Origin of the sequence: Rhodococcus sp. 14C212 (genome assembly GCF_011058195.1) — a bacterium.
Taxonomy (GTDB): domain Bacteria; phylum Actinomycetota; class Actinomycetes; order Mycobacteriales; family Mycobacteriaceae; genus Rhodococcus; species Rhodococcus aetherivorans.
This window is the reverse complement of sequence record NZ_JAALEH010000113.1, coordinates 1-15,639: the sequence shown is the minus strand read 5'-3', so window position 1 is coordinate 15,639 and position 15,639 is coordinate 1. Positions and strand designations below refer to the sequence as shown.

At 68.8% G+C, this 15,639-nt stretch carries 11 protein-coding genes and 2 pseudogenes; 3 read left to right on the top strand and 10 right to left on the bottom strand.

What is annotated here, in order from left to right:
* A pseudogene (locus G6038_RS27475) lies at positions 1 to 1,152 on the bottom strand (cutinase); the annotation flags it as partial.
* A gap of 363 nt (positions 1,153 to 1,515) precedes the next feature.
* Between G6038_RS27475 and G6038_RS27470 the strand changes: the two are divergent.
* A complete protein-coding gene (locus G6038_RS27470) occupies positions 1,516 to 2,364 on the top strand; it encodes an alpha/beta hydrolase (RefSeq protein WP_165041635.1) in 849 nt (282 codons plus the stop codon).
* Positions 2,365 to 2,667: 303 nt separating this feature from the next.
* Here the strand turns inward: G6038_RS27470 and G6038_RS27465 are convergent, their stop codons facing one another.
* The 8 genes and pseudogenes from G6038_RS27465 to G6038_RS27435 all read right to left on the bottom strand — a co-directional run bounded on the left by G6038_RS27465 (position 2,668) and on the right by G6038_RS27435 (position 13,223).
* Positions 2,668 to 3,021, bottom strand: coding sequence for a hypothetical protein (locus G6038_RS27465; RefSeq protein ID WP_165041633.1), 354 nt, complete (start codon positions 3,019 to 3,021; stop codon positions 2,668 to 2,670).
* A complete protein-coding gene (locus G6038_RS27460; protein WP_165041641.1) occupies positions 3,018 to 3,479 on the bottom strand; it encodes a hypothetical protein in 462 nt (153 codons plus the stop codon). The genes G6038_RS27465 and G6038_RS27460 overlap by 4 nt, the downstream gene beginning before the upstream one ends.
* A gap of 140 nt (positions 3,480 to 3,619) precedes the next feature.
* Positions 3,620 to 3,925: a type II toxin-antitoxin system Phd/YefM family antitoxin gene (locus G6038_RS31665; protein ID WP_240918785.1), complete on the bottom strand. Its 306-nt coding sequence runs from the start codon at positions 3,923 to 3,925 to the stop codon at positions 3,620 to 3,622.
* Between the two features lie 75 nt (positions 3,926 to 4,000).
* Positions 4,001 to 4,471, bottom strand: a pseudogene (locus G6038_RS31660) (RES domain-containing protein); the annotation flags it as partial.
* Positions 4,472 to 4,583: 112 nt separating this feature from the next.
* A complete protein-coding gene (locus tag G6038_RS27450) occupies positions 4,584 to 4,994 on the bottom strand; it encodes a hypothetical protein (RefSeq protein ID WP_165041629.1) in 411 nt (136 codons plus the stop codon).
* A 788-nt stretch (positions 4,995 to 5,782) separates the two neighbouring features.
* Positions 5,783 to 10,366, bottom strand: coding sequence for an AAA domain-containing protein (locus G6038_RS27445; protein ID WP_346772936.1), 4,584 nt, complete (start codon positions 10,364 to 10,366; stop codon positions 5,783 to 5,785).
* A 307-nt stretch (positions 10,367 to 10,673) separates the two neighbouring features.
* The gene (locus G6038_RS27440) at positions 10,674 to 11,117 is read right to left on the bottom strand and encodes a hypothetical protein (protein ID WP_206025720.1); all 444 of its coding nucleotides are present in this window, start codon (positions 11,115 to 11,117) and stop codon (positions 10,674 to 10,676) included.
* 534 nt (positions 11,118 to 11,651) lie between these two features.
* Positions 11,652 to 13,223 (bottom strand): bifunctional NAD(P)/FAD-dependent oxidoreductase/class I SAM-dependent methyltransferase, encoded by a 1,572-nt coding sequence (locus tag G6038_RS27435; RefSeq protein ID WP_165041627.1) that lies wholly within the window; start codon positions 13,221 to 13,223, stop codon positions 11,652 to 11,654.
* Positions 13,224 to 13,301: 78 nt separating this feature from the next.
* Here G6038_RS27435 and G6038_RS27430 point away from each other — a divergent pair, with 78 nt between their 5' ends.
* Positions 13,302 to 13,865, top strand: coding sequence for an XRE family transcriptional regulator (locus G6038_RS27430; RefSeq protein ID WP_165041626.1), 564 nt, complete (start codon positions 13,302 to 13,304; stop codon positions 13,863 to 13,865).
* A gap of 435 nt (positions 13,866 to 14,300) precedes the next feature.
* Here the strand turns inward: G6038_RS27430 and G6038_RS31020 are convergent, their stop codons facing one another.
* Entirely contained in the window at positions 14,301 to 14,681 is a 381-nt protein-coding gene (locus G6038_RS31020; RefSeq protein ID WP_206025719.1) for a hypothetical protein, read from the bottom strand.
* A gap of 370 nt (positions 14,682 to 15,051) precedes the next feature.
* On the opposite strand from G6038_RS31020, the gene G6038_RS27420 reads away from it, so the two are divergent.
* Positions 15,052 to 15,639: plasmid pRiA4b ORF-3 family protein (locus G6038_RS27420; RefSeq protein ID WP_346772935.1), on the top strand; the 588-nt coding region annotated here is incomplete at its 3' end.

Below are 15,639 nucleotides of genomic sequence, written 5' to 3'. Positions count from 1 at the left end.
GGTCAGGTGCCCGGTCAGCGCCGGCAGATCCAGGTTCCGAGCCGGGGCGGGAGTGGCGGGCACCGTCGCGGTGGCCCGGGTGCCCGGCAGCGCGGGCGGGGTCGCGGTGGCGGTGGCGGTGGCGGTGCCGGTGCCGGTGCCGGTGCCGGTGCCGGTGCCGGTGCCGGTGAGCATGGTCACCGCCACCGACGCCAGCTCGAGCCCGACCGGCACCAGGCCGGTCATCACCGCACCGGCCCCGATCGGATCGGGTGCCTGGCCGGGTGGTGGGAAGAGCTTTTCCACGGCGGTCCAGGCGATCTCCTGGATCTGCCCGACCAGCTCGGCGAGGCGGAGGAGGTCCACCTGGGCCAGGATCGAGGCCACCGGCGCGGCGATCCGGGCGACCCCGGACGGGTCCGGGAGGACCGCGAGCACCTGCGAAACCCACTCGAGGTCGACGTCGGCGGCCATGGTGACCAGCGGGGCGAACTGATTGTTCAGCTCCCCCGCGACCCGGTGGGCGCCGCGGGCATCGAGCGCGGCCACCTTCTGCGGCAACACGGTCAGGTTGTGCAGGATGCCGGGGACATCGAGGGCGGTGATCCCGGTGGCGACGGTGAGCACCTGCTCGAGCACCACGGTCGGCTCGAGCACCGCGAGCACACTGCCGGCGCTCGACAGGGCCTCGCTGGGGGTGGCGGCGAGTGGGGCGAGCCGGCCGGGCAGGGTGGCGGCGAGCGGCGACAGGGTCTGCACGTCGGTCGAGGTGGCGGGCACGGTGGTGGTGCCGGAATCGCGCAGCCTGGTGACGATGCCGGCGATGGTGGCGACAGAGTCGAGCGCCCCGGCCAGGTCGGAGCGGTGCGCGGCGCCCAGGACCTGGGCGGCGCTGTGTTCGGCGCTGCCGGGGGCCGCGGCGGCGAGCCGCCCGGTCGCGGCCGGGTGGGCGGCACCGGAGGCGAGCAGGTCGGCCAGCGGCGCGAGCGTGCCCCGCACCGCGGTGACGGTGTCGGCCACCAGTTGTACGTCGATCGTCGGGGCGGACAGCTGCCGGCCGAGGGCCCCGACCTGCGCGGCGAGGGCGGGCAGATCCGCGTGGGAGAAGTCGGCGCCACCCTGCCCGAAATCGCAGCAGCATCGGGCGTCAGTCGCTCCACCATCTATCGGCACCTCGACAAGCCCGCCTCGGGGACGCCACTTACCGCTGACTAATCGCCGCCAACATCCGCTGCGACAGCTTTCGGGTGTCGTTCGCAGCGATGAGTGGCGAGAAATACTCAGCGGTAAGTGGCGGCCTTATCCGCCTTCAATGGCCGCTCGCCATGCTCATCGGCTCGTTCGATAGCGCCGGTACACGGTGGATTGGGCACTCCGAACAGCGCCGAGCTCTGCTACCGGTGGGGTTTCGACAGATCAGCCTGATGTGTGTCGATAGGGATCCGCATGCGTACGCGGCTCACAGACGATGCCGATGAGTTTCGGGTGGATCTCGGGTCAGGAACAGTGGATCCGAGCCGAGGGGAAGGAACAACCATGAGCACAACGACCTCCGTGCGGACGAACGGCGTCGAACTCGGCGTCGAGACCTTCGGCCGCGATGCCGATCCGCTCGTGCTGCTCGCCGGCGGGCCCACGATGCTGTCGTGGCCCGACTCGGTGTGCGAGCGGCTCGCGGCGGGTGGCCGGTGGGTGGTCCGCTACGACCTGCGCGACTGCGGAGCCTCGACGACCCTCGACCCGCAGGCACCGGCGTACCGTCTGCGCGATCTGGCCGCCGATGCGGCGGCCCTTGTCGACACGCTCGGTGCCGCGACGGCTCACCTCGGCGGCGTCGGGGTCGGCGGGATGGTCGCTCAGGTAGCCGCGCTCGACCATCCGAAGGCGTTTTCGGCCCTGACGCTGGTGAGCACCCGACCGGTGGCGCCCGGCCCGGTCGACGACGATCTGCCGGACCATGACGCGGCGACCATGGACGCGGTGTTCTCGCGCCCGATGCCCGACTGGACCGACCGAGCCGCCGTCGCCGCGTTCGCCGCCGACGGCGCCGCGCTGCTCGGCAACGACCCGGAGCAGGCACGCGCGACCGCGACACGGATCTGGGACCGCACACCGTCGAGCGACTCCGCCGTGCAGCAGGCGAATCAACTCGCAATGGTGTTCGCCCGGCTCGACTGCACGCCGCGGTGGCGGGAGCGCCTCGGCGAGCTGACCCTGCCGACACTCGTCGTGCACGGCCGCGCGGATCCGTTCTTCCCGGTCGGCAACGGCGAGGTGCTCGCCGCCACGATCCCCACCGCGCGGCTGCTCGTCCTCGACGACATGGGCACCGCCCTGCGGGACACCGCGGCCGACCAGGTCGCCGGCGCGATGCTCGCCCTCTGATTCCTGCGCCGGACCGCCCCTCCGCGGACGTCCACGGTACGACTCGATGACCCTGACGTCGGCGACGAGCGGTGTCGGCGGCGAGCGATGCACCTCAACCTCCGGAACGTGATCGTGTCGGCGTTCGCCCGGATCTCCCCGCGACACCCCGAGCTGCGAGCAGATGCGGAAGGCCACGCCGTAGGGGCACGGCACCGAGGCGAGAGCGGGGCGCCGATCGGCGAGCTCACCGACTGCCTCGATCGTCCGCAGCACCGAGCCCGGCCTGCTTCCTGCGCGCGACCCGAACCACTCCCGGCCGGATCACTCGGTCTGTTTCGGATGAGCGGTGCCTGCGTACTTCAGCCACAACGTGCGCCGCTCGATGTCCACCAGGTACCAGACCCGCCCGCCGGCAGTGACCTCATACTGCCACTGCTCCATCTCGATTCCGTTGTGCACCCCCGTCGCGAGCTTCCCCTTCAACCGGTGGTGACGCGTCGTCGACTCCTGCTCGACCTCGCGGCGCCACATCTCCTCGTATGCCACCAACGTGTTCGCCGGCACCTGCCGACACAGCTCGTCCCAACCCTTCGCAGCCTCGCTGGTGGCAAATCGCAGATCCCACAACGACCCGGACGCCGGCGGCGCGACCCGCTCACCCCTCGTCGGACTCACAGTTCCGGCACCGACACGGACCCGAAATCACCCTCCGACGACGCCGACAGGATGCGGGCGAGCTCCGGATCGGCATACACCTCCGCGGTATGACGCCACATCTCGATCGTGCGGGCCACAGGAGCCGGATTATCCAGTGACGAGCCCGCCCGCAACGACACGATCAACTCGTCGACGAAGTCGGCTGCTTCCTCGTTCGACAGGTAACTCACCCAGGGAAATGCCGCCTCGACCACCGTGCGGACCAGATCACGGTTTCCCGAGTGCAGCAGGGCGTCGACCATGGCCGTCGCCGCCGCCAGCACCTCCCGCTCCTGGTCCGCCCGTACCGCCGTCATCAGTACCAGATCCTCATCATCGCGTCGGGTCACGCGCAGCGGACGGGCACCCGACCGCTGCCACTCGGACAACGTCGCCTTCCCCTTGTTCTGGATATCCGAGAACGGAACCTCACCCACAGACATACTTTCAATCTACTTTGAAAGTAGATGCTCGGCAAGGGGGACACAGTGATGCGCCCTACCCAGCGGCAGTCGACATGATCGACACGAACACCGGACCGCTGCGTTCAGCGGTCCATCCGGCCGACGCATCGACCTCACCGTGGCTGGTGCAGCACAGTGACCTCCTCCGGCCGGGGTGTGGTGCTCTCGGTGTCGGAGCGCGCGCGCAGCTCCTCGAGCGAAGTGGTCCGGCCGGCGGCGTACTCGCGGTCGGCGACCGCGACCGACTCGGCGGTGCCGGGACGAGACAGCCAGTAGATCGTTTCCTGCAGCGATTCCAGATCGTCGACCGACATCAGGACCGCGGCCGGTTTGCCGTGCCGGGTGATCGTGATGATGCCGTGCGTGGCTTCGGCGCGGTCGACCAGCGCCGAGAGCTTGTGGGCGATGTCGTACCGCAACGAGACATCGTCGACCGGGGCGCGCACATCGACGAGGCTGTAGGCGTCGGGTTCGGTGAGCGGCCCGCGCGGGCGGTACACCACCAACAGTGCCCTGCTGCCGGTGTCGTTGCGGCACGGGTAGATCAGGCCGTGCCGGTGCGGGTTGTGCGCGAGGACGGCGTGCGCGACGCGGCGGCTCCAGCCGTAATCCCTGCGAGAACAGCTGTGGATCGCACTGATCAGGCTGAGCTGGCGTAGGTGCGGGTCGTGCAGGGCTGCGACGTCGATGTCGACGTGCAGTTGCCACCGCACCAGGGCTCGTCCGTCGACCTGGATGGCCGGCACGATGTGGCTGGCCGGGATCCTTTTCCCGCGCAGGATGCCTTCGGCGACGGCGCCGCCCAGGGTCGGCGAGCAATACACGTACCCCCGTGCGCACGGTCGAGAGGATCGAAGCGGCCTTGCTCGCCCAGCTGGGCCCCAGTCGGCCGCTCGTGATGGGGGGAAATGTTCGGGTTGAACGTCGACACGTCGTAGGGCGGGTCGAGCTCGACGAACCGCCACAGCGTCGTGCCCGCTTTCACGGTCGTCACCTCCACGGCCGACCCGTTGCAGAACTCGTCGTCGTCCGGGTGTTCGAGGGCAAACTCGATCGGTTCGCCGGCGGGGTCCTCGCTCACATTCCTGCCGTCAGATCGTCGAGCGCCGCGTCGAGGATCCGCTCGTCCAACGTGCCGGCGGCCAAGGCCACCGCCGGTGTCCTCTCGTCGAGGATGTCGCTCTCCTCGAACCACCACGACAACGTGCCCCACGGGTCCTCGAACGCACCGAGCCGCACGTTCGCGCGCTCGACCAACGGATGAATGCCGCCGCGCGGATCGAACTGGAAGTTCGGGAGCCGAAACCCGTTGGCAACCTCGAGTGCGAGCAGTTTCGACTCCTTGCATCGCTCGTGCGCGATGGTCCGTGAATTCGACTGTCCCGTGCGGGAGAGCCTGTTCGACGCCTCCTGCGCCGAACAGGTGTCGCGGTGCAGGTCGATCGGCGGCGTGTACTCGAACGGGCCCGCCGACGTAGGGATGGTCACCGGCGGAGGCGACACAGGCTCCGGATCTGCCGTCGTGGCCATCGCTCGCGGGACCGGTTCGAGGGACATCCGCACACTGACCCGTGGACCCGCCCGTTCGATCTCGACACCAGGCTGCGCGGGCATAGACCCCTGGGCAACTTCTCCAGCAGACAGGTGCGCAGGAGCTGGTCGTTCGCTTCCGGGGCAGACCCGAGCAGAACCTTCTTCGACCGGCCACCGCATCGTGCGACGCGCGGAATGCAGCCACGAGCCCGGAGACGAGCCGATCGAGCCGTATCGCAGTCCCCGCGGTCACCGCCCGGCGGCGGACGGTACCACTCGATGCGTTCGCCTGTGGCTTCACCAATCCGGGTATGCGACCGACCGTCCGCGTCCTGAGTTCAGGAAACCGGCGCGACTGTAGGTCCACACCCGCGTGCCTCGAGTATGAGCTCCACCGATCGTCCAGGACAGGGACTTGTTCCGAATGAGCGGCAGGACAGCGGGTCGAAGACATCGGACAGACCTGGAGACGAGGAGTCGATCATGTTGTGCCGCAACTCCGGTCATACCCCATACGGCGGGCCACGCACAGACCTCCGCGAGGAACCGTGCGGAGAATCGAATCGATCAAAGGAGAAGGCACGCCTGCGCTGCGCCCACGAAGACGTAGCGTCGGGCGACGAACTGGTCGTCGCCACTCCTGCTCCACGAGGTCGAACCCCGGCATTGCGACGGTCCACGCGAGGTCAGCGGCACCAACGTCTCGAAACCCGACCTACGAATCGTCCAATCATCCGATTCGGTCAGAAGCCGGCAACATCGTCGGCAGTCCGATCAACCACACCCGCAACCCGATAGTTCGTCCGTTGCCCTGGCGCAACGAGCGCGTCGACCCGCCCCGCGACGACGAGCTCTTCGAGCACCGCGAGAACGACCGTCCAGTCCATCTCGAGCCGATCGGCAAGCTCGACGACCGGATATTCCTCATTCCCGAGTGCCTCCACAATGGTGTCAGCCAGCGAGGACGACACCGGCGTGGCCACCGACGACTCGGTGAATCCGGAAGGCTCGACGTCGGACACAGCAACGACATCCGCACCATCGGGGATAATGCCGCGCCGCTCGAGCTCGCCCCACAGCCCCGACATCGACGCGTCCGGGTCGAGGTAGTACTCGGATTCGCGGACCCTCCAGAACCTCCACCCGCTCCGGCGCAGTTCACGTTCACGCTCGAGGTCGGCGCGCTGCCGGTCGGGATTGGTGTGCCACTGCTCGCCGTCGCACGCCACAGCCAGCTTGCCCGCCGCACCGGTCACCACCAGATCGATGACGTGACCGTTCACCTCCACCCGGGGGTTCACGTGATATCCGCGGGCAGCGATGTCGAGGAACACCTCCTGCTGGAAGAGACTGTCGAATGCCTCGTGCCGCTCCTCATCCGTCACACCCGCCGGCATCGGCGCCGCAGGCATCGGCGACGTCGACTGCAGGTAGGTGAGCAGCGAATGCCGCAGGTCCGTCGGCCGCAACGTGTCGACGGTCCGCGAATGGAACAACCACAACTGGTCCTGTGCCCTCGATGCGGCGACGTTGAACCGTCGTTGGTATTCGGTCCTCGTCATCGCCGCGATGTTCTGGTCGGGTGCGACCACCATGGACAGAAACACCACGTGCCGCTCGTCCCCTTGGAAATCCGGAGGCGTGCCGACACGGAGTCTGCGTTCGTCCCATTGGTGCGGGGTGAGCCGGTCCAACAGTTCGTTCTGGATGACGTCGACCTGCGACTGTCCCTGCAGGACCACCACGCCGAAGGTCTTCCCGTCGTAGGCGGGGTCTTCGACACACTGCACCACAGTGTCGACGAGGGCACCGCCCTCGACACGGTTCGTCAACGTCGAGTTCTGTCCGGTGACGACACCACCGTCGACGTAGGTGGTGCGCAGGGGCGGAAGGCGGTCGGACCCGTACTGCCGCAACGGAACCAGGGGGTCGTCTGCATAGAACTGTTCGCTCGACCAGGCGATGATCTCCGGCATCGATCGGAAATGCTCACGCAACCGGACGATGCTCCCGAACCGCGACCGCAACAACGAGAACATGCTCGAGCGGGGAGTGAAACTATCGCGCAAGTACTTCGGGATGTCGGGCAGGGATGAATCGAGACGACTGAACACTGCGTCGAGCGCACCCAACGACACCGCACTCGGCGCGCATTGCTTATCGTCCCCGACCACGATCACACGCGGCGCCAACCACAGCAGGAACAAGCTACTGATGTCGACCTGGCTTGCTTCATCGACAATGACGACATCGAACAGGTTCTGTACAGGCGGAACCGAAGACAGCACCTGCTGCAACGGCATCACCCACGCCGGCACCGCGCCCTGCGCGACCTGCATGGCCTCACGCGCTGCAGCCCGATAACGCTCTGCGTATCTGCCGGTACCCTTTCCGATGCTCGCGACATGGTCGCGGTACGAGTGCAGGGCCTGGACCTGCTCGACGGTCGTGCGGTCGAGACACGCGCTCCACGCCTTCTCCGCGACGAGCCGCGTGGTCAACCGCGAGATGTCTTTCTCCACCGCGTCGAGGTCACGTTCGAACTGCCCGTCCTCACGCCCCTCGTGGACGTTTCGCACCCACTGCTCTGCGCGACGCCACGCCCACGCACTCTCGATGTGTGCCAGACGAACCGGCCACTGCGGCCACGACGGATCTTCGGCGATGGCCTGCGCGAGCGCCGGTGCGGCATCGGTCACACGCGCGTGCAGCGACAAGAGTTCGAGCTCCTCCCGCTGTTCACCGGCCGCACGATCCCATGCATCCAACGCTGCATTGATACCGTCGAAGTCCGCATCGTGGAAGGCCCGTGCCAGGGCGCGCCCTTCGGGCGACGCTCCCCCGGCGATCTGGCCCCGCACATACAGACCGACGGATTCGAGCCAGGCCTTGCTGGCTTGCGCAGTGCCGACCGCGGCGATTGCCCGCGCCGACTCCGCAACCGACCGCGCCTGTTCGACACTCCCAAGCCGCGGCGCACCAGGGTTGATGTCTCGCAGCGCCGATTCGACATCCCGTACCCGTGTGACAAGGTTGTCCACGATGCCCCGGTCCCGGTTGATCAGTGCCAGGGTGCCGATGGCACGGCTGCGTGAGTCGTCGAGCGCGATGTCGATACCGAGATCGCGCAGGACGATCCCCACGACCCGCACCGCGTCGAGCGCACGGAGGTGCTCGGCGACGATACGCACCGAGTGGGCGGTAGTGGCCGCGACCCCGTCGACGGTCGCAGGCTCGCCGAGCGCCTCGACCGCCGACTGCTCGTCGCTCCTGCGGAACCGGGAGAAGCCACTGCGCCATGTGTCCCCCGCCTCCAGCTTGCGAGCCAGCGCGTCATACGCCTCGAACGCGAGCCGCCCGGTCACCGGCGTCGCCACCGTGCGGGCACCGACGACGCGATCGGCCTCCTGCGCGGCCTGCACGAGACCTGCGAACTCGGCGGTCTTTCCCCACAGGTGCTGCGCCCGCCCCGACAGGACATCGTCGGCCACGCGTTGAAATCCCACATCCAGCCGTTCTGCATCGTGCAGAGCGCCCTGCAGTTGTTCGCAGAGATCGCGGATACGGGCGAGTATGTCGGGTGACGCGCCCTCGAGTATCCGCAGCAACTCCGGCATTTCGCCGGTCACGTCCTGCGATGCCGGTGCGACCGCGGCGCACGCGTCCTGCACCTCTTTCTGGGTGGGCAGGGACAAGTCGGGGAACGCTTGTTGCCGGCGACGCGCCCGCTCGACGCTCGACCGCTGATGAAGCGCATGGAGGGTGATGAATTCTTCGACGCTCAGAGGTGGGGCGTCGGTGAACAGCGGTACGGGCAGCCACCCCTGTCGGGATTCCTGTGCGCGGACCCTCCGGACGATCGACGCGACCGTCCCCTCATAACCGGCGGCGACCGCGGTGTGAACGACCGTCTGCTCCGCGCGCGTCTGCCGGATCTGTTCCGTCAGCATCGCCCGACGGTTGAGCACGTCGTTGCGTTGCGTGGTGAGTTCGTCGATGCGCTGCGCTGCGCGCCGCCCGTTGAATTGCGCCTTGCGGGTAGCGATCTCGCTGACACTGCGGTTGAGCTCCGCAGCCCCTCCCCGCGCCGGGTCGGTCACCGCCACACACAGCTCTTGCAGTTCGGGCGGAAGTTTGTCGCGCAGTACACGCAGCGCCTGAGCCTTCTCACTGGTGACCAGCACGCGCTGGCCACCCGCGAGCAGCGCAGACACCAGGTTGGCGATGGTGTGTGTCTTACCAGTACCGGGTGGGCCTTCGACGACGACGCCGCTGTCGCCGGTGAGCCGATCGAGGATGTCGCGCTGCTCATCGTTCGCGGGTAACGGGAACAACGGATCCTCGGCAAACAGCGCGGACGGTGTGCCGATGCGGTCGAGCCATGCGACACGGTCGGCCGGTTCGATCGCTTCGACGAGTTGCGCCAGACCCAGCGGCACCTGGTTCGACGCGTCGGCGACGGCCTCGGTCATGCGGTTGTAGTACTCGATGAGCGCATAGGCGCCGCGTTTGCGGAGCACCAGGGCCGGCGACGGTCTCACGAACGCCTCGGGCGACGATGCCTCCTCCGCCTGGTCGACGACGTCCACGCGCACGGTAAGCGCCCGGTCGGTCCAGTCCTTGAGAAACACTCGAGCCGCGGGGTCGAGGGGCGACGCGACCTGAGTCGCGAGGGATTGGTGCAGGTCGCGGGTACTCGATGGATCGAACACGTCCAATCCGGTGAGGAGCTGGGTGTCTTCGAGCGACGGGACGGCGTCGGGATTCAGCCGCACCAGCAGGTCGCCGGATTCCTCGTGCCGCTCGATGAGGGCGGACTGAGTGATCAAGTGCGTGTGCACCCGCGCGCCCGCAACATCGTCGGACAGGTGCAGCAACCCCGACGCGACGACGAGCTCGAGCGATTCCGGTTGGGCCTCGAGGTCCAGCATCGCGCGCTGCAGGAACGTGTACAGCTGCGACGCGGGCCGTCGTTCCCGATCCACCGCCGCCCACGCCCGCCATTGCGCCCACCAGATCTCGACGGCGTCGGGGGCCTGTGGGTCGAGTGTGGGTTCAGCGGCAGAGTTGTCGATTGCCCCCTGCACATACTTCGCGACCAGCGCGGGAGGACGCGGGGGAGCTTCGAGAACAATACGCCGTGCACGGAGGAAGACGTCGCCTGCCGCGGCATCGGCGCTCAGGCCGACGTCGAGGTTTCCCTCGTCGAGAGACATCACGGCACGGTGTTTGTCGAGGGTACGGACAGGTGCGCTCCGTGCTTTGACGAGCTCGGCCAGAAAGGCAAGCAGGCGTTGCACGCGATCCCTGAGTTCAGGTTCGCTCACCCTCGGCTCCACACCCACTCCCCTCACCCTGCGGACGTCCTTCCGCCCGTCGACGGAAAACGGGCAACTCCAGCTTAGGAACCATCTCCGGCATGTCCGTGTCCGGTCTCGCTTGTCGCCGATTGCCTCCCACCGAACCCGTCACCGCGATCGCACCTGGCCCGTGGGAAGAACGGCTATCGAATGCACGCGGAACGGTACGGGCGGGTACGTCACAACAGACGCAAGCTCATAGGCGGCCCGTTCCCACCGATCGACCTCTCCTGACCCGCGTCTGCCGCGGACCGGCGACGACTCCACTCGACGTCTACGCTGTCCCACGCCGCATGAAAACCGGTGTCCACCCTCGGGTGGCAACCCCACTCCCCCACCCCCACGGGAGGTACGTGCCGCCGACCCGGTCGGGGTCGTCGGTCATGAACACCACGTCCCGGCAGCCGTCGTTGAAGGCGCGGACATTGTCGTAGTCCCAGCCGGCAGGGGCGTAGTCGTCGTTCCACCGCACTCGCGCGGCGGGCACGAACCCGGCATCGGCGCACAGGTCCGGCAGCACGGTGTCGACACAGTCCAGACGCCGGCCACCGAGCGCGGTAGCGTGCCGAACCATCGCGCGTGCCGCCCGCGGGTGGGCGCAGTCCCGGTGTGCGAACACCGAGACGATCTCGTCGCCGTGCAGGGGCGCGCCGACCTTGCCGTCGTCGGTCACCAGTAGCCGCATTCGCCGGTAGTCGTCCTCGTCGTAGACGGACACCCTTGTCGTAGACGGATACCGACGCGGCAGAAGGGTTTGTGTGCCGGCCCGTCAGCGCACCACCAGCTCCGCGCGCGCCTCGAGCGGTATCGCGTCGGCGGCGGTGCCCTCGCCGGCGAGGGTTTCGCCGAGGTCGGGCAGCGGCGGGATGCTGAATCCGGCGGCGAGAGCGGCCTCCTGGCCTTCTTGTACCGGTGCGAGGCCGTGCTCGCCGCCTTGGCCCCGGCCTGGTCCGCCAGGGCCGCGAAGGTCAACTCCGGGTAGGTGATCTCGAGTTGGGCGGTCACCTTGACCACCGGATCGAGGTCGGCGCTGTCGAGGAACGCCGGCAGTTGCTCGATGGTCTGCGGTGCGGGCCGCACCGCAGAGCGGAGGTGCCGGCGGCGGGTTCACCTCGTCGAGGTGGGCGATGTCCGTGACAACACGAGGGGCAACGTCGAGCGGTGCCATGGGCTCGGCAACGGCGGCCGTCGGTGCGCCGTTGCGGGTGTCGACCGCACGGGCGGTGGCCGGTCTCGTCACGACCGTTCCGGCTCAGCCGCGTCGTCGCGCCCGCAGCACCGAGTCGCGGACGGTGACCTGCTCCCCGGAGTGCGGGTGGGCCGTGGTCCGGGACCGGACCTCGCAGAGCTCGACCTCCCACCGACCGTCCTCGAGCGCCGGAATCAGCGACTCGGGGGTGAAGAGGAACCAGTGGTGACCGTGGCGCAGCCCGGTCGCCAGGTCGTCGGGGTGGTGGCCCACCACGAGCAAGGTGCCACCGGGGGCGACCGCGGAGCCGAGGCGCCGGGTCAGCTCGACCATCCCGCCGTCGGGAAGATGCAGGAACTGCGAGGAGACCAGGTCCCATCGCTGCTGGCCGGGCTGCCAGCTGCGGACGTCGGCGGCAAGCGTGGTGACACGGTCGCCGACGCCGGCCTCGGCTGCGTGCGCGGCAGTCTTCTCCAGGGCGGCGACGGCGAAGTCCAGGGCCGTGACCGACCAGCCGCGGCCGGCCAGCCAGACCGTGTCGGCGCCCTCACCACAGCCCACGTCCAGGGCCCGTCCGGGCGTCAGGGACGAGGCCTCGGCCTCGAGTTGGGGGTTGACGCGTCCGCTCCAGACCCGCTCCCCGGAGTAGCGATCCTCCCAGGCGGGCTGCTCGAACAGCTCGGCCCGGCGCTCGGCGACCGCGCGGTCGGCGTCCTCGGCGGCCAGGTCGGCGTTGACGAAGGCTCCCACCCGGGTGCCGTGAGCGGCCGAGCCGATCAGGGTCATGCCGATGTCGGTGGCGTTGCCGGCCGCGTAGAGGCCCGGCACCGCGGTCGCTCCCACCGGGTCGACCGCGATCACCGACCCCAACCGCGCCCCGCCCAGCTCGACGTGCTGCGACTCCAGGCCGAGGGAGGTCAGGAAGTCGAGGCACACCTGCGGCCGGGAGGCCACCACGAGCGCCTCGCGCTCGAGCAGCGAACCGTCGGCCAGGCGCACCCCGATCAGCCGGTCGCCGTCGGTGACGACCGCACGCGCAGTGCCGTACTCGATCCGCACACCGATCGCGGCCATCCGCTCCACGTCGGTGGGCGGCAGCTCGACCCCGTCGGCGACGACGAGGACGACGTCGTCGGTGAGCTGGCGCCAGAGCAGGCCCTGGTGTCCGGCGACGGGGCTGGTCGCCAGGACGGCAATCGCTCGACCGCGTACCTCCCAGCCGTGGCAGTAGGGGCAGTGCAGCACGTCGCGGCCCCAGCGTTCGGCGAGGCCGGGGACATCGGGTAGCTCGTCGACCACCCCTGCAGCAACCAGCACCCGCCGGGCGGCGACCTCGCGTCCGCTGCCGGTGGCCACGGTGAAGCCGTGCTCGGTGCGGGTCACGGCCGTCACGCGGTCGCCCGCCAGTGCCACCCCGTACGCCGCCACCTCGGCCCGGCCGTCGGCCAGCAGGTCGAGTGGCGGGACCCCTTCCCGGCCGAGATAGTTGTGGGCATGCTCGGCCGGGGCATGGCGGGGCTCGCCCGCGTCGATCACCAGCACCCGGCGACGGGACCGCCCCAGCACCATCGCGCCACTCAGACCGGCAGCGCCGCCGCCGACGACCACCACATCGAAGCTCTCGTTGTCCGTCATGCCTCCAGGGTGCGGACCCCTCCCGCACGGTGGCAAACATTCTTGCCGGAACGGCAAAGCTGCGGCACACTGGGCGACATGATGGACTGGGACGTCTTGCAGAATGTGGGCCCGAGACTGCGACAGCTCCGACTCGAGCGGGAAGCCACCCTGAGCGACCTGGCGGAGGAGACCGGAATCTCGCTCAGCACCCTCTCGCGACTGGAATCCGGACAGCGCAAGCCCACCCTCGAGTTGTTGCTCCCCCTGGCCCGCGCCCACCGGGTCGCACTGGACGAGCTCGTCGACGCCCCGGACACCGGCGACCCCAGAATCCGGTCGAAGCCGGTGACCCGGCACGGCCGGACCTTCCTCTCCTTGACCCGCCGCCCCGGGGGCCTGCAGTCCTTCAAAATGGTGCTGCCCACCGTGGACGACGTCGCCCACCCGACGCTGCAAACCCACGAAGGCTACGAATGGCTCTACGTGCTCAACGGCCGACTGCGCCTGATCCTGGGCAACCGCGACCTGGTGCTCGAACCCGGAGAAGTGGTCGAATTCGACACCCGCACACCCCACTGGATCGGCAACCCCGGACCCACCCCCTGCGAAGTACTCGCCATCTTCGGCCCCCAAGGAGAACGCATGCACGTGCGCTCATGACAAGCGCACAGTCCCCGACCCCGCACCCCCACCGACACCGGCGGCCGGCGACGAGCACGGCCTTGGCGCAGCGGTCCCGGTCCTCGCCGCCCCGATAACGACGGACACCGGGCCCACATCGCCAACGTCGGCACGACCACACCACCCCGATCCACCGGAAACTGCCCCCCCGGAACAAACCACCAGCCCGCCCCCGACCGCGCCCCAGCGCGAGATCGTCGACGCGGATACCGGGTCCCGCCACGATGTGCTTTCAGGATCTGCCATCACCAGCATGCCTCGGCACCGGCACCCACGTGACGCTTCAGTCCTTGCTCGGTGACCGTCCCGCCCATGAATCCCCGCCGACTACGGTGGATAACCACGACTATCCATAAATTATGTTGTGGTGCAACGACTTTGGATAAACTGACGAGCTAAGGGAGGCGAAGGAGATCATCGAGCAGGCAAAGGACTGCCTGGACGCGTCCGGCGGCGCCGCCTTGCCCGCGGCGCCTGTTGCCGACGACACGCGGCCGGTGACCGCAGCATCGTGACGCTGCGCCGGTCATGAGCACCGACAGCGAGCCGTCCCTCGACTTCGACTTCCCGGATGCTGAGGTCGAGTACGTCGCTCCAGAGCCGTCGGATCAGCCACGGCGGGTGCAGGGTGGTGGACAACTCGTTGCAGCCGTCGAAGGCGAACGTCGCAGCGTTCTGGGCGAAGGTCGTCAAGTCACCGACGTGCTGGTACTGGGTCGGTGCGATCAGTGCGCCCGAGGGGTACGGGCCTTCAACTTCCAACGCGCGAATCGGCAATGAACGCTGCTGGCGCATCGCTTCTCGGTGGAGCTGGTGCACGGACCTCTCGAGCCGAACGTGGTGTGCGAGCACCAGTGCAACGCGCCGTGGTGCGTGCGCGTCGGGTCGGGGCATCTGGTGGAGTCCACGCACAGCGCGAACGTGCGCTACGCGATCGTCCTCGGAAGGCTGTCTCGGGGCATGCGCTGCTCGACCAACAGAGACGCTCGCGGTACGAGCGGTCCCTGGCGATCGGTGCCGCGCTGCGGGGCGGGTACGGCCAGGAGGCGTACGAGAAGGAGGCACTGCCGCGGGCCACGACCGATCCCGGTGAAGGGCAGGGCACTTCGCTTCGACGACCGGTCGCCTCGGCAGGCCGCTCACGATCGATGGTTCACTGGTGATCGTGGCGACCGCAGACGATGCCCGCCGACGCGCCGAACAGCTGATGGCCACGGTCCCCCCGCAGCAACACCAGGCAATGGTGAACGCGATCCGCGCCGACGGTGCGACGGCGTGGCTCGACGACATGCTGCGCACCCCCGAACCGGTGGTCGGTGAGGCACCGGCCCGCATTCGCGGCTTCCGGGTCCGGCTCGATCTGATCGGCGCCACACCGCCGGTGTGGCGGCGCCTCGAGCTGCCCGGCGACCTGACCCTCGACCGGGTGCACGTGGTGATCCAGGCCGCGATGGGATGGCTCGACGGCCACCTGCACCGCTTCCGCACCGGGAGCGATCCCCGCTCCCCGCACTTCGTCACCGCGTTCGACGTCGAGGACGGCGACGACGGCGTGCTCGAATCCACGGTCCGGCTCGATCAGCTGCTGACCGGCACCGGGGACCGCCTCTGGTACGAATACGACTTCGGTGACCGCTGGGACCACGCGCTCGCGGTGGAGGCGATCCTCGACGCACCGCCCACCGCGGTGCGCTGCACCGCCGGTCGGAGGGCCTGTCCGCCCGAGGATTGCGGGGGCATGTGGGGGTACGCG